Raw genomic sequence first — 21,318 nt, forward strand, 5'->3', positions numbered from 1 at the left:
GCAAAGAATATTTAGCTTGGGCAAACAGCCATGGTTGAAATCGAAATAGACGGCAAGAAGGTTGAAGTGCAGGAAGGCAGCATGGTCATGGATGCTGCCAACAAAGTCGGCACTTACATCCCTCACTTCTGCTATCACAAGAAACTGTCCATCGCGGCCAACTGCCGCATGTGCCTGGTCGACGTCGAAAAGGCGCCGAAGCCTCTGCCTGCGTGCGCCACTCCGGTGACCGCCGGGATGATCGTGCGCACCGCCAGCGACAAAGCCGTCAAGGCCCAGAAGGGCGTGATGGAATTCCTCCTGATCAACCACCCGCTGGATTGCCCCATCTGCGACCAGGGCGGCGAATGCCAGCTGCAGGATCTGGCCGTGGGCTACGGCGGCTCGACCTCGCGCTACAAGGAAGAAAAGCGCGTGGTGGAACCGAAAAGCGTCGGTCCGCTGATCTCGATGAAGGAAATGAACCGCTGCATCCACTGCACCCGCTGCGTGCGCTTCGGCCAGGAAGTGGCCGGCGTGATGGAGCTGGGCATGCTGGGTCGCGGCGAACACTCCGAGATCACCACCTTCGTCGGCAAGACCGTGGACTCCGAGCTGTCGGGCAACATGATCGACCTGTGCCCGGTGGGCGCGCTGACCTCCAAGCCGTTCCGCTACAGCGCCCGCACCTGGGAACTGTCGCGCCGCAAGTCGGTGAGCCCGCACGACAGCGTTGGCGCCAACCTGGTCGTCCAGGTCAAGGGCGGCAAGGTGATGCGCGTGCTGCCGTTCGAGAACGAAGAAGTCAACGAATGCTGGATCTCCGACAAGGACCGCTTCTCGTATGAAGCGCTGGACAGCGAAGAGCGCCTGACCAAGCCGATGTTGAAGCAAGACGGCAAGTGGCAGGAAGTGGACTGGCAGACCGCGCTGGAATACGTCGCGCACGGCCTGCGCAACATCCGCCACGAACACGGCGCCGAATCCATCGCCGCGCTGGGCACCCCGTATTCCACGCTGGAAGAACTGAGCCTGCTGCAGAAGATCGTGCGCGGCGTCGGTTCCGACAACATCGATTTCCGCCTGCGCCAGTCCGACTTCGCGCTGGACGGCCAGACCAAGCCCTGGCTGGGCATGTCCATCGTCGAATTCTCGGAATTGAACCGCGTCTTCGTGATCGGCTCCTTCCTGCGCAAGGATCATCCGCTGCTGTCGGCGCGCCTGCGCCTGTCGGCCAAGAGCGGCGCCAAGATCAGCGTGCTGCACGCCACCGACGACGACCTGCTGATGCCGGTCGCCAACAAGATCGTGGCCGCACCGTCCGCATGGCTGGGCGCATTGGCCGAAGTGGCCGTCGCCGTGGCCGAGGCCAAGGGTGTCGCCGCTCCCGCCGCTTACGCCGGCGTGAGCGCCTCCGACGCCGCCCGTGCCACCGCCGCCAGCCTGCTGTCGGGCGAGTCCAAGGCCGTGTTCCTGGGCAACGCCGCCGTGCAGCATCCGCAAGCGTCGCAGCTGCACGCCGCCGCGCAGTGGATCGCCGAACAGACCGGCGCCAAGCTGGGCTACCTGACCGAAGGCGGCAACGCCGTCGGCGGCTACCTGGCCAATGCCGTGCCGACCCCGGGCAAGGGCGCCAACGCGCTGTCCGTGTTCGCACAGCCGCGCAAGGCCTACCTGCTGTGGAACGCCGAGCCGGAGCTGGACAGCTACGACCCGCAAGCCGCGCGCGCCGCACTGAACGCCGCCGAGATGGTTGTCGTGATGTCGGCCTACAAGCACGGCGCCGATTACGCCGACGTGCTGCTGCCGATCGCGCCGTTCACCGAAACCTCGGGCACCTTCGTCAACGCCGAAGGCCGCGCGCAAAGCTTCAACGGTACCGTCAAGCCGGCCGGCGACGCGCGTCCGGGCTGGAAGGTCCTGCGCGTGCTGGGCAACCTGCTGGAACTGGAAAACTTCGAGTACGAAACCTCGGAAGCCATCCGCGACGAACTGCTGGGCAAGGAAACCGACCTGTCGGCGCGCCTGAACAACGTCGCCTCGCTGCAGCCGCAAGCCGCGGCCGCCGCCAACGGCGCCATCGAGCGTGTGGCCGATGTGCCCATCTACTTCGCCGACGCCGTCGCGCGCCGTTCGCAGCCGCTGCTGGAAACCACCGACGGCCAGGCGCCGAAGGCATGGCTGTCGGCTGCACTGGCCGCCAAGCTGGGCATCGCCGCCGGCGACCGCGTGAACGTCAAGCAAGGCCAGGGCAGCGCCGCGCTGACCGCGGCCATCGATAAGAAACTGCCGGAAAACGTCGTCCGCGTCGCAGCGGCGCACGCCTCGACCTCTGCCCTGGGCGGCATGTTTGGCGCAATCGTCGTGGAGAAAGCGTAATGGATCAGCTGATCGCCCAAATCAATACTGCAGGCCCGGCTCTGCTGGGTCCCAGCCTGTTCACGCTGGTGTGGACCATCGTCAAGATCCTGGTGGTGATGGTGCCCATCCTGATCAGCGTCGCTTACATGACCTACTGGGAACGCAAGCTGATCGGCTGGATGCACGTGCGTCTGGGCCCGAACCGCGTGGGTCCTGCCGGTCTGCTGCAGCCGATCGCCGACGCCGTCAAGCTGATCTTCAAGGAAATCAGCACGCCGTCGAAGGCCAACAAGAACTTGTTCTATCTGGCCCCCGTGATGACCATCATGCCGGTGCTGGCAGCCTGGTCGGTGGTGCCTTTCGGTCCCGAAGCCGTGCTGGCCAACGTCAACGCCGGCCTGCTGTTCCTGATGGCGATCACCTCGCTGGAAGTGTACGGCGTGATCATCGCCGGCTGGGCGTCCAACTCGAAGTATGCGTTCCTGGGCGCCATGCGCGCCTCGGCGCAGATGGTGTCCTACGAAATCGCCATGGGCTTCTGCTTCGTGGTGGTCCTGATGGTCACCGGCAGCCTGAATATCGGCGACATCGTGATGGCGCAGCAAAAGGGCCATTTCCATGAACTGGGCCTGAACTTCCTGTCCTGGAACTGGCTGCCGCTGCTGCCGGTCTGCGTGATCTACTTCGTCTCCGGCGTGGCCGAAACCAACCGTCACCCGTTCGACGTGGTCGAAGGCGAATCGGAAATCGTGGCCGGCCACATGATCGAATACTCGGGCATGTCGTTTGCGATGTTCTTCCTGGCCGAATACGCCGCGATGATCCTGATTTCGGCACTGACGTCGCTGATGTTCTTCGGTGGTTGGTCGTCCCCGATCGCAGCGCTCGATTTCATCCCCGGGTTCGTCTGGCTGCTGTTGAAGACATTCTTCTTCCTGTCGCTGTATGTCTGGATCCGCGCTTCGTTCCCGCGCTACCGCTATGACCAGATCATGCGCCTGGGCTGGAAAGTGTTCATCCCGCTGACCCTGGTGTGGCTGGTGGTCGTGGCGATCTGGATCCAGTCGCCCTGGAATATCTGGAAATAAGTTTTAAGGCTGAGGCTAAAAATGGAAGCTATTAAGGATTTTTTCGGCAGCCTGATGCTCCGCGAGCTGTTCAAGGGCCTGGCCCTGACCGGTCGCTACCTGTTCAAGCGCAAGATCACGGTGCAGTTCCCCGAGGAAAAGACGCCGATGTCGCCGCGTTTCCGCGGCCTGCACGCCCTGCGTCGCTATCCGAATGGTGAAGAGCGCTGCATCGCCTGCAAGCTGTGCGAAGCGGTGTGCCCGGCGATGGCCATCACCATCGAGTCCGAACAGCGTGACGACGGTTCGCGCCGCACCACGCGCTACGACATCGACCTGACCAAGTGCATCTTCTGCGGCTTCTGCGAAGAATCCTGCCCGGTGGACTCGATCGTCGAAACGCACATCCTGGAATACCACGGTGAAAAGCGGGGCGACCTGTACTACACCAAGGAAATGCTGCTGGCAGTGGGCGACCGCTACGAAAACGAAATCGCCGCGGCCCGTGCCGCCGACGCAGCCTACCGCTGATGTGTTTCCGCGGCCGGCCGGCGGTATCGGCCGGCAGGGCGGGGCAGGCATTGAAGTACCTGGAATAGATGTATTGCGATGGATCCGCGGCGACACCGCTGCGTTTCCGGTGCTGACTGAACCAACTTCTGGTTGATTATGGAATTTAAAACTGTCTTGTTCTACGTGTTCGCGGTGATCCTGGTGATCGCCGCCGTACGCGTCATCACGGCCCGCAACCCCGTGCATGCGGCCCTGTTCCTGGTGCTGTCCTTCTTCTCGGCGGCCGGCATCTGGATGCTGCTCAAGGCCGAGTTCCTGGCCATCGTGCTGGTGCTGGTCTACGTCGGGGCGGTCATGGTGCTGTTCCTGTTCGTGGTGATGATGCTCGATATCAACATGGACAAGATGCGCGAGGGCTTCTGGGGCTACTTCCCGCTGGCCGCCACGATCGGCGTGATCATCGTGCTGGAAATGGCCGCCGTCCTGCTGCGCAGCTTCTGGACGCCGGAGTCGCAGGTGCCGGCCGCGGCCGACACCATCGGCCAGACCAAGCCGCTGGGCAAGCTGATCTACACCGAATACGTGTACGCCTTTGAAATCGCCGCCGTGATCCTGCTGGTGGCCATCGTCGCCGCCGTCGCACTGACCCTGCGCAAGCGCAAGGACAGCAAGTACTTCGACCCGGCCCAGGCGGTCAAGGTCAAGGCTTCGGACCGCGTGCGTCTGGTCAGCATGAAGGCGGAGTCGACACGCAACAACGGCACCGAAGGCGGCACGGGTGACGGTACCCCGGCCTCCGGTCAACAATCTTAAGAAGGGCGAGAAGACAACATGGCAATTACGCTCTCTCACTACCTGATCATCGGCGCGATCCTGTTCGCGATCTCGATCGTCGGTATTTTCCTGAACCGCAAGAACATCATCGTGCTGCTGATGGCCATCGAACTGATGCTGCTTGCGGTCAACATGAACTTCATTGCTTTCTCGCATTACCTCGGCGACGCCGGCGGACAAATTTTCGTGTTCTTCATCCTGACTGTGGCCGCGGCTGAATCCGCGATCGGTCTGGCGATTCTGGTGGTGCTGTTCCGTAACCTGGATACCATCAACGTCGAAGATCTCGACAGCCTCAAGGGCTGATCCGCCGTCTGTGCGTTCTGGTTTGAATTTCATTTAAAGATGGGAGGCCCCGCGGCGATCGAAGCGGGGCAGCCAATAAGCGATAAGGTTCATCATGGCTGGGCAACTTAACCCACATCTGCTTCTTGCTGTACCCCTGGCGCCGCTGGCGGGATCGGCTATTGCCGGTCTCCTGGGTACCAAATTCTTCGGCAACGTGGTCGGCCGCAAGGTGTCGCATACCGCGACCATCCTGGGCGTGCTGGTCGCCGCGATCATCTCGCTGATGACGCTGCTGCAGGTACTCGACGGCGCCACCTACAACGGTACGCTGTACAACTGGATGACGGTGGCCGGCCTGAAGCTGGAAATCGGCTTCATGGTCGACAGCCTGACGGCCATGATGATGTGCGTGGTGACCTTCGTGTCGCTGATGGTCCACATCTACACCATCGGCTACATGGCTGAGGACGAAGGCTACAACCGCTTCTTCTCGTACATCTCCCTGTTCACCTTCTCGATGCTCATGCTGGTCATGAGCAACAACTTCCTGCAGCTGTTCTTCGGCTGGGAAGCGGTGGGCCTGGTGTCTTACTTGCTGATCGGTTTCTGGTACACCCGCCCGACCGCGATCAAGGCCAACATGAAGGCCTTCCTGGTCAACCGCGTCGGCGACTTCGGCTTCATCCTGGGTATCGGCCTGCTGCTGGCCTACGCCGGTTCGATGAACTACACCGAAGTCTTCGCCAAGCGCGGCGAGCTGGCCCAGCTGACCCTGCCGGGCACCGACTGGATGCTGCTGACCGTCGCTTGTATCTGCCTGTTCGTCGGCGCCATGGGCAAGTCGGCCCAGTTCCCGCTGCACGTCTGGCTGCCTGACTCGATGGAAGGCCCGACCCCGATTTCCGCGCTGATCCACGCCGCCACCATGGTGACCGCCGGCATCTTCATGGTGACCCGCATGTCGCCGCTGTTCGAGCTGTCCGACACCGCGCTGTCCTTCATCCTGGTGATCGGCGCCATCACCGCGCTGTTCATGGGCTTCCTGGGCACCATGCAGAACGACATCAAGCGCGTGGTCGCGTACTCCACGCTGTCGCAGCTGGGCTACATGACCGTCGCGCTGGGCGCATCGGCCTACTCGGTCGCCGTGTTCCACCTGATGACCCACGCCTTCTTCAAGGCGCTGCTGTTCCTGGGCGCCGGTTCGGTCATCATCGGCATGCACCACGACCAGGACATGCGCAACATGGGCGGCCTGCGCAAGTACATGCCCATCACCTGGATCACTTCGCTGCTGGGTTCGCTGGCGCTGATCGGCACGCCGTTCTTCTCGGGCTTCTACTCCAAGGATTCGATCATCGAAGCCGCGGCCGAGTCGCACCTGGCGGGTTCGGGCTTCGCCTACTTCGCGGTGCTGGCGTCGGTGTTCGTGACGGCCTTCTACTCGTTCCGCATGTACTTCATGGTCTTCCATGGCAAGGAGCGTTTCGGCCAGGCCCACGGCCATGACGATCACCACGCCCCGGCCGCCGCGCATGCGCACGACGACCATGGCCACGATGCCCACGCACATGACGATCACGGTCACGACGACCACGGCCATGACGAGCACCATCACGGCCTGGCCCCGGGCCAGAAGCCGCACGAGTCGCCGCTGGTGGTGACCCTGCCGCTGATCCTGCTGGCCATTCCTTCGGTCATCGTCGGCTTCTTCGCGATCTCGCCGATGCTGTATGGCGACTTCTTCAAGGGCGTGATCTTCTTCGGGGAAAACCACAAGGTCATGGAAGAACTGGCGCACGAATACCACGGCCCGGTCGCCATGGTGGCCCATGCCTTCACCAGCGCGCCGCTGTGGCTGGCGATCGCCGGCGTGGTCGTGGCTTACTACTGCTACATGATCAACCCGCGCGTGCCGGCCTGGTTCAAGGAAAGGTTCAGCCTGATCTACACGATCCTGGACAACAAGTACTACATGGACAAGTTCAACGAAGTCGTCTTCGCCGGTGGTGCGCGCCTCTTGGGCAGCGGCCTGTCGACCGTGGGCGACCGCGGCATCATCGACGGCCTGTTCGTCAACGGCAGCGCCAAGGTGGTCGGCTGGTTCTCGAAATTCACGCGTCTCTGGCAGTCCGGTTACATCTATCACTATGCGTTCGTGATGATCATCGGGGTGCTCGGTTTCCTGGTGTGGTTCCTGCCGTTCCCCTTCGCCAAGTAAGTTGTCAGAGTTAAGTAAAGAACAACCATGATGCAGTCAACATTTCCCATCCTGAGCGTCGCGATCTGGGTACCGATCGTCTTCGGTATCCTCGTGCTGGCACTCGGCCGAGACAGCAATCCGGGCCTGGCCCGCTGGCTGGCGCTGTTCGGCTCGCTGGTCGGCCTGGTCGCAACCTTCCCGCTGGTCCAGCATTTCGATCCGCTGGCGCATGGCTACCAGTTCGTCGAGAAGACGCCCTGGATCGATCGCTTCAACATCGCCTACTTCCTGGGCCTGGACGGCATCTCGCTGTGGTTCGTGCCGCTGACCGCCTTCATCACGGTGATCGTGGTGCTGGCCGGCTGGGTAGTGATCCAGAAGCGCGTGGCCCAGTACATGGGCGCCTTCCTGATCCTGTCGGGCATCATGATCGGCGTGTTCTCCTCGCTGGATGCGATGCTGTTCTACGCCTTCTTCGAAGCGACCCTGATCCCGATGTTCATCATCGTGGGCGTGTGGGGCGGCGACAACCGCGTGTACGCAGCCTTCAAGCTGTTCCTGTACACGCTGCTCGGTTCGCTGCTGATGCTCATCGCGCTGATCTACCTGTACTTCGTCTCCGGCGGCAGCTTCGACATCCCGACCTGGCACCAGCTGCCGCTGTCGATGATGGAACAGAAGATCCTGTTCTTCGCCTTCCTGGCCGCCTTCGCGGTGAAGGTGCCGATGTGGCCGGTGCACACCTGGCTGCCCGACGCCCACGTGCAGGCGCCGACCGGCGGCTCCATCGTGCTGGCCGCGATCATGCTGAAGCTGGGCGCCTACGGTTTCCTGCGCTTCTCGCTGCCGATCCTGCCTGACGCCAGCCATGCGCTGTCCGGCTTCATGATCTTCCTGTCGCTGGTCGCCGTGATCTACATCGGCCTGGTGGCCCTGGTGCAGCAGGACATGAAGAAGCTGGTCGCGTACTCGTCGATCGCCCACATGGGCTTCGTCACCCTGGGCTTCTTCATGTTCAACGACATGGCGGTGCAGGGCGGCATCGTGCAGATGATCTCGCACGGCTTCGTGTCCGGCGCGATGTTCATGTGTATCGGCGTGCTGTACGACCAGATGCATACCCGCGACATCGCCCAGTACGGCGGCGTGGTGAACAAGATGCCGCGTTTCGCCTTCTTCTTCATCCTGTTCTCGCTGGCCAACTGCGGCCTGCCGGCCACCTCCGGTTTCGTCGGCGAATTCATGGTGATCCTGGGCGCAGTCAAGTTCAACTTCTGGATCGGCCTGCTGGCGGCCACCGCCCTGATCCTGGGCGCGGCCTACTCGCTGTGGCTGGCCAAGCGCGTGATCTTCGGCGCGGTGACCAACCATCACGTCGCCGAGCTGGTCGACCTGAACGGACGCGAGTTCTTCATCCTTGGCCTGCTGGCGATCGCCACCCTGGTCATGGGCGTGTATCCGGGCATCATCACCGACAGCATCCAGACCTCGGTGACCGATCTGCTGCAGCACGTTGCGGTATCCAAGATCAACTGATCTTGAAGCGGTAAAGATTGAAAGGGCGGGGCCTGAAGGACAACCGAAGGCCCCGCCGGTAAGCAAGTAACGAGACGAGCCGGCGTGGCATGGCCGGTCAAGCGGCGCGACGGGAAGTCGCGACACAAGCGGGCGAACACAAGCGGTAGTAACTAAATGAACAACATGAATCTGATCCCTGTCTATCCGGAAATATTTCTGCTGATCGCGACTTCCGCGATCCTGCTGATCGATATGTTCCTGCCGGAAAGCAAGCGCGTCGTCACCTATCTGCTGTCGCTGCTGGCACTGGTGGTGTGTGCGGTGCTGACCTTCGGCGACCTCAACAGCGGCGCCACGGTCTACACCTTCAACAACATGTTCGTGTCGGATCCGCTGTCGGCCCTGCTGAAGCTCTTCACCTACCTGGGCGTGGGCGTGACGCTGGTCTACTCGCGCCAGTACAACACCGTGCGCGGCATCACCGGCGGTCAGCTGGGCGGCGAATACTACGCCCTGGCGCTGTTCGCGCTGCTGGGCCAGATGGTGATGATCTCCGGTAACAGCTTCCTGTCCATCTACCTGGGCCTGGAACTGATGTCGCTGTCGCTGTATGCGCTGGTCGCCCTGCGCCGCGACAACGCAGCCGCCACCGAAGCCGGCATGAAGTACTTCATCCTCGGCGCGCTGGCTTCCGGTTTCCTGCTGTACGGCATCTCGATGCTCTACGGCGCCACCGGCGGCGCGCTGGAACTCAACGAAGTGTTCCGCGCCATCGTCTCGGGCACCGTCGACCGCACCGTGCTGGTGTTCGGCATCGTCTTCGTGGTGGCCGGCCTGGCCTTCAAGCTGGGCACCGTGCCCTTCCACATGTGGGTGCCCGACGTCTACCAGGGCTCGCCGACTCCGGTCACGCTGCTGCTGGGTGCCGCACCCAAGCTGGCCACCTTCGCCATCACGTTCCGCCTGCTGGTGGAAGGCATGCTGCCGCTGGCCGTGGACTGGCAGCAGATGCTGATGGTGCTGGCCGTGCTGTCGATCATCCTGGGCAACGTCACCGCCATCGCGCAGAGCAACATCAAGCGCATGCTGGCCTACTCGACCATCTCGCACATGGGCTTCATGCTGCTGGGCATGATGTCGGGCGTGGTCGACGGCAACCTGTTCTCGGCCGTCAACGCCTACAGCTCCTCGCTGTTCTACGCGGTGACCTACGTGATCACCACGCTGGGTTCCTTCGGCGTGATCATCCTGCTGTCGCGCGCCGGCTTCGAAGCCGACACCATCGACGACTTCAAGGGCCTGAACCAGCGCAGCCCTTGGTTCGCCGCCGTGATGATGATCCTGATGTTCTCGCTGGCAGGCATTCCGCCGCTGGTCGGCTTCTACGCCAAGCTGTCGGTGCTGCAGGCCGTGCTGGGCACCGGCCAGATCTGGCTGGCCGTGCTGGCCGTGATCTTCTCGCTGATCGGCGCGTTCTACTACATCCGCGTGGTCAAGGTCATGTACTTCGACGATCCGGTCGACAACACCAAGATCGTCGCCACGCCCGACATGCGCGTCGTGCTGAGCCTCAACGGTATCGCCGCCCTGGCCGTCGGCCTGTGGCCCGGCCACCTGATGGACGCCTGCACCAACGCCATCGTCACCACGCTGGCCACGTTCCTCAGCAAGGTCGTGGCGTAAGGGGAGGGGGACTTGAACGTTTCCCTCTTCAGCTGGGTAGTAATCATCTTGGCCGCCTTCGCGGCCAATTTGCCTTTCTTCAACCAGCAGCTGTTCGCGCTGGTGCCGCTCAACAAGCAAGCGGCCTGGATCAAGCCGATCTGGGTACGCCTGATCGAGCTGCTGGTGCTGTACTTCGCCGTCGGCATCGTGGCCCATTTCCTCGAAGCCGGCATCGGCAACGTCTTTTCCCAGACCTGGGAATTTTATGCAATCACCGGCTGTCTGTTCCTGGTGCTTGCCTATCCCGGCTATGTGCTGCGCTACCTGCGCAAGAAGCACGCGTAGAGCACGGCAGAAGCACGCCAGAAGCACGCCAGAAGCACGCAAGCGGCGGCCAGTGATTTCCTGCGGCCGCCGGTTTCACCCCACCCGATTTCTCGTCCCGTCCACGCGGGCGGAAGTCGCGCCTGATCTCCTCCAACCTTTCCAGAGCCCGAGCCCATCATGGACGCACACCTGAAAGAGACTCAGAAAGACAGCCGCCAGGTCTACGACGGCCACTTCCTCAAAGTGCAGCAGGACACCATCGTCCTGCCCGACGGCAAGGAAGCCATCCGCGAATACATCAGGCACCCCGGCGCCGTCGCCGTGCTGCCGTTGTTCGACGACGGCAGCGTGCTGATGGAGCGCCAGTTCCGCTATCCGCTGGACCGCGTCTTCATCGAGTTCCCCGCCGGCAAGATCGACCCGGGCGAAGACACGCTGGCATGCGCCAAGCGCGAGCTGCGAGAAGAAACCGGCTACACCGCCACCGACTGGCAATACGTCTGCACCATCCACAACGCCATCGCCTACTCGGACGAACGCCTGCTGCTGTACGTGGCGCGCGGCCTGAAGGAAGGCGAGCGCAAGCTGGACGACGGCGAGTTCCTCGACATCTACAAGGCGCCGCTGGCGGAACTGCTGGAGCAGGTGCGCAACGGCCAGATCACCGACGTCAAGACGGTGATCGGCGTGTTCTGGCTGGAGAAGATCGTCAACGGCGACTGGACGCCGCCGCCGCAACCCTGAATCGCCAATTGGCGCGACCAAAGAAAAAGCCGCATCCTGGGATGCGGCTTTTTTCGTTGGTGCGTCCGGTCACATGCCGGAGTAGTTCGGCCCGCCGCCGCCCTCGGGCGTCACCCACACGATATTCTGCGTCGGGTCCTTGATGTCGCAGGTCTTGCAGTGCACGCAGTTCTGCGCGTTGATCTGCAGGCGTTCGGAGTTGTCCTCGTTCTTCACGAACTCGTACACGCCGGCCGGGCAGTAGCGCGACTCCGGGCCCGCATATTTGGCCAGGTTCACGTTCACCGGCACCGACTTGTCCTTCAGCGTCAGGTGCGCCGGTTGGTCTTCGCCGTGGTTGGTGTTGGAGATGAACACCGACGACAGGCGGTCGAAGGTCAGCTTGCCGTCCGGCTTCGGATAGGCGATCGGCGCATAGTTGGCCGCCGGCTTCAGGCACTCGTGGTCGGCGTGCGTGTGACGCAGGGTCCACGGCGCTTTGCCGCCGAAGATCACCTGGTCGATGCCCACCAGCAGCGTGCCGGTGACCAGTCCCTTGCTCATCGACGGCTTGAAGTTGCGCGCCTTGTGCAATTCGTCCTTCAGCCACGACGCCTCGAAGGCGGCGATGTATTCCACCAGCTCGTCGTTCTTGCGCTCCTCGCCCAGCGCGTGGAAGGCCGACTCGGCCGCCATCATGCCGCTCTTGATCGCCGCGTGGCTGCCCTTGATGCGCGAGGCGTTCAGGAAGCCGGCGTCGCAACCCAGGAGCGCGCCGCCCGGGAACACCAGCTTGGGCAGCGACTGCACGCCGCCCGCGGTGATCGCGCGCGCGCCGTAGGAGATGCGCTTGCCGCCTTCGAAGAACTTGCGGATCTCCGGGTGGGTCTTGTAGCGCTGGAATTCCTCGAACGGGGAGAGGTAGGGATTCTCGTAAGCGAGACCCACCACGTAACCGACCGCGACCTGGTTGTTCTCCAGGTGATACAGGAAGGAGCCGCCGTAAGTGTCGTTGGCCAGCGGCCAGCCGGCGGTGTGCACCACCAGGCCGGGTTGATGCACTTCCGGCTTCACTTCCCACAGTTCCTTGATGCCGATGGCGTAGGTCTGCGGATCGCGGCCGGCGTCCAGCTTGTACTTGGCGATCAGCTGCTTGCCCAGGTGGCCGCGCGCGCCTTCGGCGAAGAAGGTGTACTTCGCGTGCAGCTCCATGCCCAGCTGGAACTCAGGGCCGGGTTCGCCTTCCTTGGTGATGCCCATGTTGCCGGTGGCCACGCCCTTGACCGAGCCGTCCTCGTTGTAGAGGATCTCGGCGGCGGGGAAGCCCGGGAAGATCTCCACGCCCAGCGCCTCGGCCTGCTGGCCCAGCCAGCGGGTGACGTTGGACAGCGAGATCACATAGTTGCCGTGATTCTGGAAACAGGCTGGCAGCAGCCAAGACGGAGTCTTGTAGGCTTTGCTGGCGGAGAGGAAAAGGAAGCGGTCTTCGGTCACCGGCACGTTCAGCGGTGCGCCTTGTTCCTTCCAGTCGGGGATCAGTTCGGTCAGCGCGCGCGGATCCATCACCGCGCCGGAGAGGATGTGGGCGCCGACCTCGCTGCCTTTTTCCAGGACGCACACGCCGATTTCCTTGCCCGACTGCGCGGCCAGCTGTTTCAGGCGGATCGCCGCCGACAGGCCGGCCGGACCGCCGCCGACGATCACCACGTCGTATTCCATGGATTCGCGTGGGCCGTATTGTTCAAGCAGGTCTTGAGATGAGGTCATGGGTGTCCCGTAGTTATATGAATCGCATATTTTCGAACGATCGTGCTATTGTTCAGTATTTTTCGACGAAACGCTAGTAGGCAGTAGGGTTTTTATGCGTTCGCGAATGAAATTTTTAGCATCGACGGCAGCTCCAGAAGCTGCGCCGGATGTGTTTTCCGGCAATGCCGCGTATTTTATTGGATTTTGTCCGCATCACTCATACCGTCTTGGCTTGAGTAGATAACAGAATGTTATGCAAAACCGGGCGCGCGAGGAATGCCGCGGGCGCGAGCGATCCGCAGGATGAGCCGCAACGCGCCATTATTTGCTGCCGCATGGAAACACCGGCGATGCAATAGCGTCAACGGCCCGCGCGCCCGCATGAAAAAAATTGCATCCACCGATGAATCAAATACAGAAAGAGAGAAGGGACCAACGATGAGCAGCCACGCCAACGCCACCGACGCAGGCCAGCCCGAACAGAAATTGCTGCATGCTTCCAGGCAAGTGATCCGCTGGGGCGACATGGACGCCCTGGGCCACGTCAACAACACCGTCTACTTCCGCTTCATGGAGCAGTGCCGCATCGAATGGCTGGAAGTCGCCTTCGGCCCCACCGTGGCCGCGGACGAGGGGCCGGTCATCGTCAATGCGCACTGCAACTTCCGGCGCCAGATGAAGTACCCGGCCAGCATCTCGGTCGAGATGTTCGCCGGCCAGATGGGACGCACGAGTGTGGAAACTACGTATGTCATCCGCGACGCCGATGACGAACAGATCATTTATGCTGATGGCGGTGCAAAAATCGTCTGGGTCGATTTCAAGAAAGAAAAATCAACGGCATTGCCCGACTCGCTGCGACAGCTCCTGACAGGGTTGTAAGCTTAGCGAAAGGAAACTGCGACAGAATCGGCCCGACACTCCCGAGACAACCGCCACAAGAGCGGAGGGAGCAGGAGCCCGCCCGATGGCGGGAGGGTTCCAAAAAGAGCTTAGCCCGCCAATAGATGTGCTAGCCGACAATTAAATCCTGGAGGAAGACATGACTTACAAGACCCAAGCCTTGGTAGCTGCCGCATTGATGACTTTTGCAATGTCGTCGCAGGCAGCCGACCCCATCAAGATCGGCGTGTCCGGTCCCTACACCGGCGGTTCCGCCCCCATGGGCGTGTCCATGCGCGACGGCGTGAAGCTGGCCGTGGCCGAGATCAACGCCTCCGGCGGCCTGCTGGGTCGCCAGGTGCAGATCGTCGAGCGCGACGACGAAGCCAAGAACGAACGCGGCGTGCAGATCGCCCAGGAACTGATCAACAAGGAAAAAGTGGTGGCCACCGTCGGCTACGCCAACACCGGCGTGGCACTGGCGTCGCAGCGCTTCTACCAGGAAGCCAAGATCCCCGTCATCACCAACGTCGCCACCGGCACCGTGATCACCAAGCAGTTCGAGAAGGACAAGGACAACTACATCTTCCGCACCTCGGCCAGCGACGCGATCCAGGCCAAGATGCTGGCTGACGAAGCGATCGACAAGCAGAAGTACACCAAGGTCGCGATCCTGGCCGACTCCACCAACTACGGCCAGCTCGGCCGCGAAGACCTGGAAAAGGCCCTGGCTGCCAAGAAGATCACTCCGGTGGCCGTCGAAAAGTACAACCTGAAGGACGTCGACATGACGGCCCAGCTGCTCAAGTCCAAGCAGGGCGGCGCGCAGGTGGTGCTGACCTACGGCATCGGTCCTGAGCTGGCGCAGATCGCCAACGGCATGGAAAAGCTGAACTGGCACGTGCCCATCATCGGCAGCTGGCCGCTGTCGATGGGCAACTTCATCGACAACTCCGGCAAGAACGGCAACGGCGCCCGCATGCCGCAAACCTTCATCCAGGACGGCAACACACCCAAGCGCAAGGCCTTCATCGAAGCCTATCAAAAAGCCTACAAGATCGATCGTATGCCGTCGGCCGTTTCCGCCGCCCAGGGCTATGACTCCATCCTGCTGCTGGCCGCCGCCATCAAGCAAGCCGGCAGCACCGACGGCGACAAGGTCCGCGCTGCGCTGGAAGGCCTGAACACCAAGGTCGAAGGCGTCGTCACCACCTACGACAAGCCGTTCACCAAGGACGACCACGAAGCCATCAAGCCGACCACCGTCGTGATGGGCGAGGTCAAGAACGGCCGCGTCGTCCTCGGCAAATAAACCGCAACTGCTTCTGCACGAACAGTAGTCGATAGTCGAATAGGCCAGTCCTTGCGATCCGGGGACTGGCCTTTTTCACACGACCTGTTGACGAATTGGTAATGCCCGGCCGTGCGCCGCGTCGTTGCCGATCGGCGCAGGTCAACTCCGCCACCCGGCGGCAGCCGCTTCTTGGGAAACACAATGGATATCCTGCTACAGCTGGTCTTCTCCGGCATTGCGCTCGGCATGATCTATGCCGTGATCGCCTTCGGTTACCAACTTACCTTCGCCACTTCCGGCACGCTTAACTTCGGCCAGGGCGAAGCCCTGATGCTGGGCGCGCTGGTCGGCCTCTCCGTGGTCGGCAACATCCACGGCGGGCCCTACCTCAACTACTGGCTGATGATCCCCATCGTCCTCGTCTTCGGCGCGCTGCAAGGCATGTTCGTCGAATGGATCGGCGTGCGTCCGGCCATCAAGATCAAGTCCGAGTTCGGCTGGATCATGTCCACCATCGCGCTGGCCATCATCTTCAAGAACGTCGCCGAGAACATCTGGGGCAAGGACGACCTGCCGTTCCCGATGCCGATCTCCGGCACGCCGTTCCAGATCTTCGGCGCCAACGTGCAGCCGATGCAGGTGCTGGTGGTCATCGGCGCCTTGCTGATCATGGCCGCGGTCGAACTGTTCAACCGCAAGTCCATCTACGGCAAGGCCGTGGTCGCCACCTCCAACGACCGCGACGCCGCCGGCCTGATGGGCATCAACACCAGCATGGTGATCACCTTCTCGTACGCGCTCTCGTCGGCCACCGCCGCGTTCGCCGGCGTACTGGTGGCGCCGCTGACGCTGACCGGCGCCACCATGGGCGCGGCGCTGGGCCTGAAGGCCTTCGCCGTGGCCATCATCGGCGGCCTGACCTCGGGCATGGGCGCCATCGTCGGCGGCCTGATCCTGGGCATCGCCGAGACCGTCACCGGCTTCTATATCTCCACCGGCTACAAGGAAGTCCCGGGGCTGCTGCTCCTGCTGCTTGTGCTGGCTGTCAAACCTGCAGGCCTGTTCGGCAAAACTGCGATCAAGAAGGTCTGATGCGATGAACAAGAAAATCCTGCTGCTCTCGTTGCTGGGCATCGCCGCGCTCGCCGGCATTCCCCTGGTGGTGCATAACCCGTATTACCTGCACCTGGTCGAAACCATCCTCATCTACGCCATCCTGCTGTTCGGGCTGGACATCGTGGTCGGCTACACCGGCCAGGTCTCGCTGGGCCACGCCGGCCTGTTCGGCATCGGCTCGTACGCGGCCGGCGTGCTGTTCTTCAAGCTCGGCATGCCCATTGCGGTGACCATTCCGGCGGCCATCGCGGTGACCGCCGTGTTCGGTGCCATCCTCGCGCTGCCCGCGCTGCGCGTGACCGGCCCGTATCTCGCGATGGTCACGCTGGCCTTCGGCACCATCATCCAGATCCTGATCAACGAGATGACCTTCCTCACCGAAGGCCCGCTCGGCATCAAGGTCGCCAAGCCGATGATCGGCGGCGAGAAGATGAGCGAGGTCCAGTTCTTCTACCTGGTCGCCATCCTCACCGTGATCGCCATGGGCGTGGTCCACCGCATCCTGAAGTCCAACCTCGGCCGCGCCTTCCAGGCGCTGCGCGACAGCCCGATCGCGTCCGACTGCATGGGCGTGTCGGTGTATCGCTACAAGGTCTACGCCTTCATCATCAGCGCCGCGCTGGCCGGCCTCTCCGGCGCCCTGTATGCGTATTCGGAAGAGTACATCTCGCCCAACACCTACAACTTCGAACTGACCATCCTGTTCCTGCTGGCGGTGATCATGGGCGGGCGCAAGTCGCGCATCGGCTCGCTGATCGGCGCGCTGATCGTGGTCATGCTGCCCAGCCTGCTGTCGGACATCGAACTGTTCCGCCAGATCGCCACCGTGCTGGCCGTGATCGTGGTGGTGGGCTCGGTGTCGATGGTCGTCAAGAAGACCAAGACCGCGCGCAGCATCGCCGTGCCGGTGGTGGCCACCGTCGCCATGGCGGCGTTCTCCTACCAGCTGGAGAACATCACCGACTGGCGCCTGACCATCTTCGGCCTGATGACGCTGTTCGTCGTCTACTACCTGCAGGACGGCATCGTCGGCTTCTGCCGCCAGCTGTTCGGTCGCCTGCTGACCAAGCATGTGCCGATGGCCCAGCAGATCGAAGGCGACAAGAACCGCGCCGTCATCACCACCGACTCCGTCAAGGACGAAGGCGCGACGCTCCTGAAGGTCAATCAGATCCTGATGCAGTTCGGCGGCCTGAAGGCGCTCAACCGCGTCGACCTGGACGTGAAGAAAGGCACCGTGCACGGCCTGATCGGCCCCAACGGCTCCGGCAAGAGCACCATGATGAACGTGCTGACCGGCATCTATCGTCCCACCGACGGCAGCGTCGAGTACGACGGTCGCGGCATCTCCGGCAGCACGCCCTCGACCATCGCCCTGGGCGGCGTGGCGCGCACCTTCCAGAACGTGCAGCTGTTCGGCGAAATGAGCGCCACCGAGAACGTGCTGGTCGGCCTGCACCACACCTTCGCCAGCAACGTGGTCGACGTCATGGTCAACACGCCGCGCTATGCGCGCGAGGAGCGCGAGGCGCGCGAACGCGCCGCCGCCATCCTCGAGTTCGTGGGCCTGGCCAACCTCGCCAACGAGGAAGCGCGCAACCTGCCGTACGGCAAGCAGCGCCTGCTGGAAATCGGCCGCGCGCTGGGCCTGAACCCCAGCCTGCTGCTGCTGGACGAACCGGCCGCAGGCCTGACCGCGCCGGACATCAAGGAGCTCGTCGCCATCATCCGCAAGATCCGCGAAGCGGGCATCACCATCATCCTGATCGAACACCACATGGACGTGGTCATGTCGATCTGCGACACCGTCACCGTGCTCGATTTCGGCCAGAAGATCGCCGAAGGCAAGCCGGCCCAGGTGCAGGCCGACCCCAAGGTCATCGAGGCCTACCTGGGAGGCGGAGCGGGCGATGCCCATGACAACAAACCAACTGCCGCGGGAGCCTGAACATGCTGACCATCTCCAACCTGCACGCCGCCTACGGCAAGGTCGAAGTGCTGCACGGCATTTCGATGGACGTCCCCAAGGGCAAGGTCGTGACCCTGATCGGCTCCAACGGCGCCGGCAAGACCACCACCATGCGCGCCATCTCCGGCATGATCAAGCCGAAGGGCGGCGAAGTCACGCTCGACGGCAAGAACATCACCGGCCTGGACTCGCACAGGATCGCCCGCTTTGGTCTTGCGCACTCGCCCGAAGGCCGCCGCGTCTTCGCCACCATGAGCGTGACCGACAACCTGCTGCTGGGCGCCTTCCCGCGCTTCACCCGCGCGCGTCCCAAGGGCGACATCGCCCATGACCTGGAGCGCGCGCTGGAACTGTTCCCGCGCTTGAAGGAACGCCAGACGCAACTGGCCGGCACGCTCTCCGGCGGTGAACAGCAGATGCTCGCCATGGCCCGCGCCGTGATGTTGAACCCTGAAGTGATCCTGCTCGACGAACCGTCGATGGGACTTGCGCCCATCCTGGTGGAAGAAGTCTTCCGCATCATCTCGCGCCTGAAGGAGCAGGGCGTGACGATGTTGCTTGTTGAGCAATTCGCCGCCGCTGCACTGAATGTTGCAGATTACGGCTATGTATTGGAGAATGGCAAGATCTCCGTACATGGCCCCGCCGACAAGTTGCAAAACGACCCGGCGGTGCAAGCCGCCTACCTCGGTGGCGGCGCGCATCACTGATGGCGAAGCAGTCTGCATCAGCGTATGCGCTCTTCAAGATACTGCGGCTCGCACGTCGCTCACGCTGACAGCGTGTCGGGTATATTAAGGGGGAGACATACCTCTTGAATGCAATTAAGGCGCGCCTTTGGGCGCGCCTTTTCTTTTGGGTGGAGGCCTCAAACATCAAATCTAGTAGACGGTGTTTCTAGTTAAAATAAGTAACGTATAAAAGTAATAAATGATTAATTTCTAATTGAAGCAGTAGGGCTGTTGCTGCACAAAGTTAATAGGGGAAACTGCAATACCATGACTGAGAAGATTATAAAAAACAGAATTGTTCTTGGCCTGTTAGATGAGTTTGTAGAGAACTTCGCGATGAAGAATCAGGACGAATCAAAACGTTTTGAAAATTTTGCGAATTACATGATTTTTGTCCAAGATTGACCCGGAAGCATTTTCCGATGTTTCTGTATTTCAATCAGTGGATGTAGATTCCGGAGGGACTTTTGGCATAGATGCGTTCGGTCTCTTCGTGAACGACACATTGATAACAAATTCTGACGATTTGGAATATCAGCGGAAGTCTAAGAGACTGAATGTCCGATTTGTTTTTATTCAAACAAAACGATCATCTTCGATAGATAGCGGGGACGTTCTTAAATTTAGTACGGCTGTTAAAGACGTTTTCAACGAAGAATTGCAGCTGCCAGAGTCAGACGATTTGGCGCGCGTAAGAGAGCTAATCAGAGAGGTATTCTTGCCAGAGAATTCTCGTCTGTTCGGTGGAGTAAAACCGCGGTGTGAATTGTATTTTGTGACAACCGCATCAAAATCTGAGGACGCTTTCTTACCAAGTCTCTTAAGAGAACAAGAGAAGTCTTTGTCAGATTCTGTTGATGAAATTGGAGATACTAGTGTCACCTTGATCGGGGCAGATTACCTTATCGACACTTATTCTGAAATTGAAAATCGATACGATGTCGATATTGTTTTTGATAAAAACGTCCCGTGTGAACGGATCGAAGGGGTTGAGCAGGCGTTCATTGGCTATCTAACCGCTGGTGAATTCCTGAAGCTTATTACGAGTAAGGATGGCGAACTCCGACGTAATATCTTTTATGAAAATGTGCGTGATTTCCAAGGGGAGGAAAACTCTGTCAATACGGAAATTTCAGAGACACTGAGTGTTCCGGAAATGCTGGATAAATTCATTTTGCTGAACAATGGTGTGACGATAGTTGCCAAGAAATTTTTGAATTTGCGCGCCAATGAATACCAGATTAGTGACTACCATATTGTGAATGGCTGTCAAACAAGCAATATGATCTTCAAACATAAGGCTAATTTTGATCAGGAAATAAGTATCAGAGTGCCAGTGAAGATTATTCACACGAATAGCAATGATCTGATTTCAAAGATTGTTCGCTCTACCAATCGGCAAACACCCGTTCCGGATGAAGCATTTGCCTCGCTTGAAAAGTTCCACAAGCGACTTCAGGATTACTACAAGACCTTCTCATCGACGGCATCTGAGGCTCTATTTTATGAGCGTCGGTCGAAAGAATTTGCTAATACCGAAAGCAGAGTTGAGCGAACAAGGATCATTAACCTTCATCAACAAATTCGGTCATTTGCTTCCGTAATTTTGGGTGAGCCGCATTTGATTCAAACACGAAATCCCGTCACTATTCTTCGCAATCAAAAGGAGTCTATGTTCCAAGACGGGCATCACTATTCAACCTACTATCTATCGTCGCTTTTATTGTTCTTATTCTTCAGATTAGAGGAGAAGGGCGATTTGGATGGCAGATATGAGATATCGCGATATTGGATTTGTTGGATAGCTCGGATGCTTGCTTTCAATCGGATTGATATTGGGCCTCTCAATTCGAAGCGACTTGATCAGGAGTGCGAGCGGATCATTCAGGAAGTTTCCAATGAGGACTATCTTAAAAAACTCTTTGAAAAGGCTTGCCATATTTATGAAGCCGCGAAGGATTCGTACATAAAAGAAAATGGCCGGAAGCGAAATGGGGAGTTGGTAAAGACGCGTGAATTTAGGGATGAAGTGAAAGCTCTTATGATGAAGAGGGCTTACATAAATAAGAAATGAAATTGATGGCCCTCGATTCTTGTAG

At 60.5% G+C, this 21,318-nt stretch carries 17 protein-coding genes; 16 read left to right on the forward strand and 1 reads right to left on the reverse strand.

Features of this window, described 5'->3' with window-relative positions:
- The first annotated feature begins 30 nt into the window (after positions 1-30).
- From nuoG to CEJ42_RS06995, 10 genes are all read left to right on the forward strand, one after another.
- Positions 31-2,358 (forward strand): NADH-quinone oxidoreductase subunit NuoG, encoded by a 2,328-nt coding sequence (gene nuoG / locus CEJ42_RS06950; RefSeq protein WP_088750461.1) that lies wholly within the window; start codon positions 31-33, stop codon positions 2,356-2,358.
- The gene (gene nuoH / locus CEJ42_RS06955; protein ID WP_079214405.1) at positions 2,358-3,428 is read left to right on the forward strand and encodes an NADH-quinone oxidoreductase subunit NuoH; all 1,071 of its coding nucleotides are present in this window, start codon (positions 2,358-2,360) and stop codon (positions 3,426-3,428) included. Before nuoG ends, nuoH begins: the two co-directional genes overlap by 1 nt.
- Positions 3,429-3,449: 21 nt before the next feature.
- A complete protein-coding gene (nuoI, locus tag CEJ42_RS06960; protein ID WP_079214406.1) occupies positions 3,450-3,938 on the forward strand; it encodes an NADH-quinone oxidoreductase subunit NuoI in 489 nt (162 codons plus the stop codon).
- A 138-nt stretch (positions 3,939-4,076) separates the two neighbouring features.
- A complete protein-coding gene (locus CEJ42_RS06965; protein WP_079214407.1) occupies positions 4,077-4,733 on the forward strand; it encodes an NADH-quinone oxidoreductase subunit J in 657 nt (218 codons plus the stop codon).
- 18 nt (positions 4,734-4,751) lie between these two features.
- A complete protein-coding gene (nuoK, locus tag CEJ42_RS06970) occupies positions 4,752-5,060 on the forward strand; it encodes an NADH-quinone oxidoreductase subunit NuoK (RefSeq protein ID WP_006712949.1) in 309 nt (102 codons plus the stop codon).
- Positions 5,061-5,154: 94 nt separating this feature from the next.
- Positions 5,155-7,263 carry an NADH-quinone oxidoreductase subunit L gene (gene nuoL, locus CEJ42_RS06975; RefSeq protein WP_088750462.1) on the forward strand — a complete coding sequence of 703 codons (2,109 nt, stop codon included), beginning with the start codon at positions 5,155-5,157 and terminating at the stop codon, positions 7,261-7,263.
- Positions 7,264-7,290: 27 nt separating this feature from the next.
- On the forward strand, positions 7,291-8,781 hold the full coding sequence (locus tag CEJ42_RS06980; protein ID WP_079214409.1) for an NADH-quinone oxidoreductase subunit M: 1,491 nt from the start codon (positions 7,291-7,293) through the stop codon (positions 8,779-8,781).
- 156 nt (positions 8,782-8,937) lie between these two features.
- Positions 8,938-10,446, forward strand: coding sequence for an NADH-quinone oxidoreductase subunit NuoN (nuoN, locus tag CEJ42_RS06985; protein WP_079214410.1), 1,509 nt, complete (start codon positions 8,938-8,940; stop codon positions 10,444-10,446).
- Positions 10,447-10,458: 12 nt separating this feature from the next.
- Positions 10,459-10,773: a DUF2818 family protein gene (locus tag CEJ42_RS06990; RefSeq protein ID WP_079214411.1), complete on the forward strand. Its 315-nt coding sequence runs from the start codon at positions 10,459-10,461 to the stop codon at positions 10,771-10,773.
- A 159-nt stretch (positions 10,774-10,932) separates the two neighbouring features.
- Positions 10,933-11,499 carry an NUDIX domain-containing protein gene (locus tag CEJ42_RS06995; protein ID WP_079214412.1) on the forward strand — a complete coding sequence of 189 codons (567 nt, stop codon included), beginning with the start codon at positions 10,933-10,935 and terminating at the stop codon, positions 11,497-11,499.
- A gap of 69 nt (positions 11,500-11,568) precedes the next feature.
- On the opposite strand, the gene CEJ42_RS07000 is transcribed toward CEJ42_RS06995, so the two are convergent.
- Entirely contained in the window at positions 11,569-13,245 is a 1,677-nt protein-coding gene (locus CEJ42_RS07000) for an electron transfer flavoprotein-ubiquinone oxidoreductase (protein ID WP_088750463.1), read from the reverse strand.
- 420 nt (positions 13,246-13,665) lie between these two features.
- Here CEJ42_RS07000 and CEJ42_RS07005 point away from each other — a divergent pair, with 420 nt between their 5' ends.
- The 6 genes from CEJ42_RS07005 to CEJ42_RS07030 all read left to right on the forward strand — a co-directional run bounded on the left by CEJ42_RS07005 (position 13,666) and on the right by CEJ42_RS07030 (position 21,293).
- Positions 13,666-14,109, forward strand: a complete 444-nt coding sequence (locus CEJ42_RS07005) for an acyl-CoA thioesterase (protein ID WP_088750464.1) — start codon at positions 13,666-13,668, stop codon at positions 14,107-14,109.
- A 160-nt stretch (positions 14,110-14,269) separates the two neighbouring features.
- The gene (locus tag CEJ42_RS07010) at positions 14,270-15,421 is read left to right on the forward strand and encodes an ABC transporter substrate-binding protein (RefSeq protein ID WP_079214415.1); all 1,152 of its coding nucleotides are present in this window, start codon (positions 14,270-14,272) and stop codon (positions 15,419-15,421) included.
- A gap of 183 nt (positions 15,422-15,604) precedes the next feature.
- Positions 15,605-16,495, forward strand: coding sequence for a branched-chain amino acid ABC transporter permease (locus tag CEJ42_RS07015; protein WP_079214416.1), 891 nt, complete (start codon positions 15,605-15,607; stop codon positions 16,493-16,495).
- A 4-nt stretch (positions 16,496-16,499) separates the two neighbouring features.
- Complete coding sequence (locus CEJ42_RS07020) at positions 16,500-18,467, forward strand: branched-chain amino acid ABC transporter ATP-binding protein/permease (protein WP_079214417.1); 1,968 nt, start codon at positions 16,500-16,502, stop codon at positions 18,465-18,467.
- A 2-nt stretch (positions 18,468-18,469) separates the two neighbouring features.
- Positions 18,470-19,198: an ABC transporter ATP-binding protein gene (locus CEJ42_RS07025; RefSeq protein WP_079214418.1), complete on the forward strand. Its 729-nt coding sequence runs from the start codon at positions 18,470-18,472 to the stop codon at positions 19,196-19,198.
- 412 nt (positions 19,199-19,610) lie between these two features.
- On the forward strand, positions 19,611-21,293 hold the full coding sequence (locus CEJ42_RS07030; RefSeq protein WP_207760397.1) for an AIPR family protein: 1,683 nt from the start codon (positions 19,611-19,613) through the stop codon (positions 21,291-21,293).
- Positions 21,294-21,318: the final 25 nt, after the last annotated feature.

It is taken from the genome of Herbaspirillum robiniae (assembly GCF_002213415.1).
In the GTDB taxonomy this organism is placed as follows: Bacteria; Pseudomonadota; Gammaproteobacteria; order Burkholderiales; family Burkholderiaceae_D; genus Herbaspirillum; species Herbaspirillum robiniae.

What these genes read in the sequence shown, in the direction of transcription:
- CEJ42_RS06980 (WP_079214409.1), top strand. Translation starts at nt 7,291, where the DNA reads ATGATGCAGTCAACATTTCCCATCCTGAGCGTCGCGATCTGGGTACCG.
- nuoN (WP_079214410.1), top strand. Translation starts at nt 8,938, where the DNA reads ATGAACAACATGAATCTGATCCCTGTCTATCCGGAAATATTTCTGCTG.
- nuoG (WP_088750461.1), top strand. Translation starts at nt 31, where the DNA reads ATGGTTGAAATCGAAATAGACGGCAAGAAGGTTGAAGTGCAGGAAGGC.
- CEJ42_RS06965 (WP_079214407.1), top strand. Translation starts at nt 4,077, where the DNA reads ATGGAATTTAAAACTGTCTTGTTCTACGTGTTCGCGGTGATCCTGGTG.
- nuoI (WP_079214406.1), top strand. Translation starts at nt 3,450, where the DNA reads ATGGAAGCTATTAAGGATTTTTTCGGCAGCCTGATGCTCCGCGAGCTG.
- nuoK (WP_006712949.1), top strand. Translation starts at nt 4,752, where the DNA reads ATGGCAATTACGCTCTCTCACTACCTGATCATCGGCGCGATCCTGTTC.
- CEJ42_RS07020 (WP_079214417.1), top strand. Translation starts at nt 16,500, where the DNA reads ATGAACAAGAAAATCCTGCTGCTCTCGTTGCTGGGCATCGCCGCGCTC.
- CEJ42_RS07010 (WP_079214415.1), top strand. Translation starts at nt 14,270, where the DNA reads ATGACTTACAAGACCCAAGCCTTGGTAGCTGCCGCATTGATGACTTTT.
- CEJ42_RS07000 (WP_088750463.1), bottom strand. Translation starts at nt 13,245, where the DNA reads ATGACCTCATCTCAAGACCTGCTTGAACAATACGGCCCACGCGAATCC.
- nuoH (WP_079214405.1), top strand. Translation starts at nt 2,358, where the DNA reads ATGGATCAGCTGATCGCCCAAATCAATACTGCAGGCCCGGCTCTGCTG.
- CEJ42_RS06995 (WP_079214412.1), top strand. Translation starts at nt 10,933, where the DNA reads ATGGACGCACACCTGAAAGAGACTCAGAAAGACAGCCGCCAGGTCTAC.
- nuoL (WP_088750462.1), top strand. Translation starts at nt 5,155, where the DNA reads ATGGCTGGGCAACTTAACCCACATCTGCTTCTTGCTGTACCCCTGGCG.
- CEJ42_RS07005 (WP_088750464.1), top strand. Translation starts at nt 13,666, where the DNA reads ATGAGCAGCCACGCCAACGCCACCGACGCAGGCCAGCCCGAACAGAAA.
- CEJ42_RS07025 (WP_079214418.1), top strand. Translation starts at nt 18,470, where the DNA reads ATGCTGACCATCTCCAACCTGCACGCCGCCTACGGCAAGGTCGAAGTG.
- CEJ42_RS07015 (WP_079214416.1), top strand. Translation starts at nt 15,605, where the DNA reads ATGGATATCCTGCTACAGCTGGTCTTCTCCGGCATTGCGCTCGGCATG.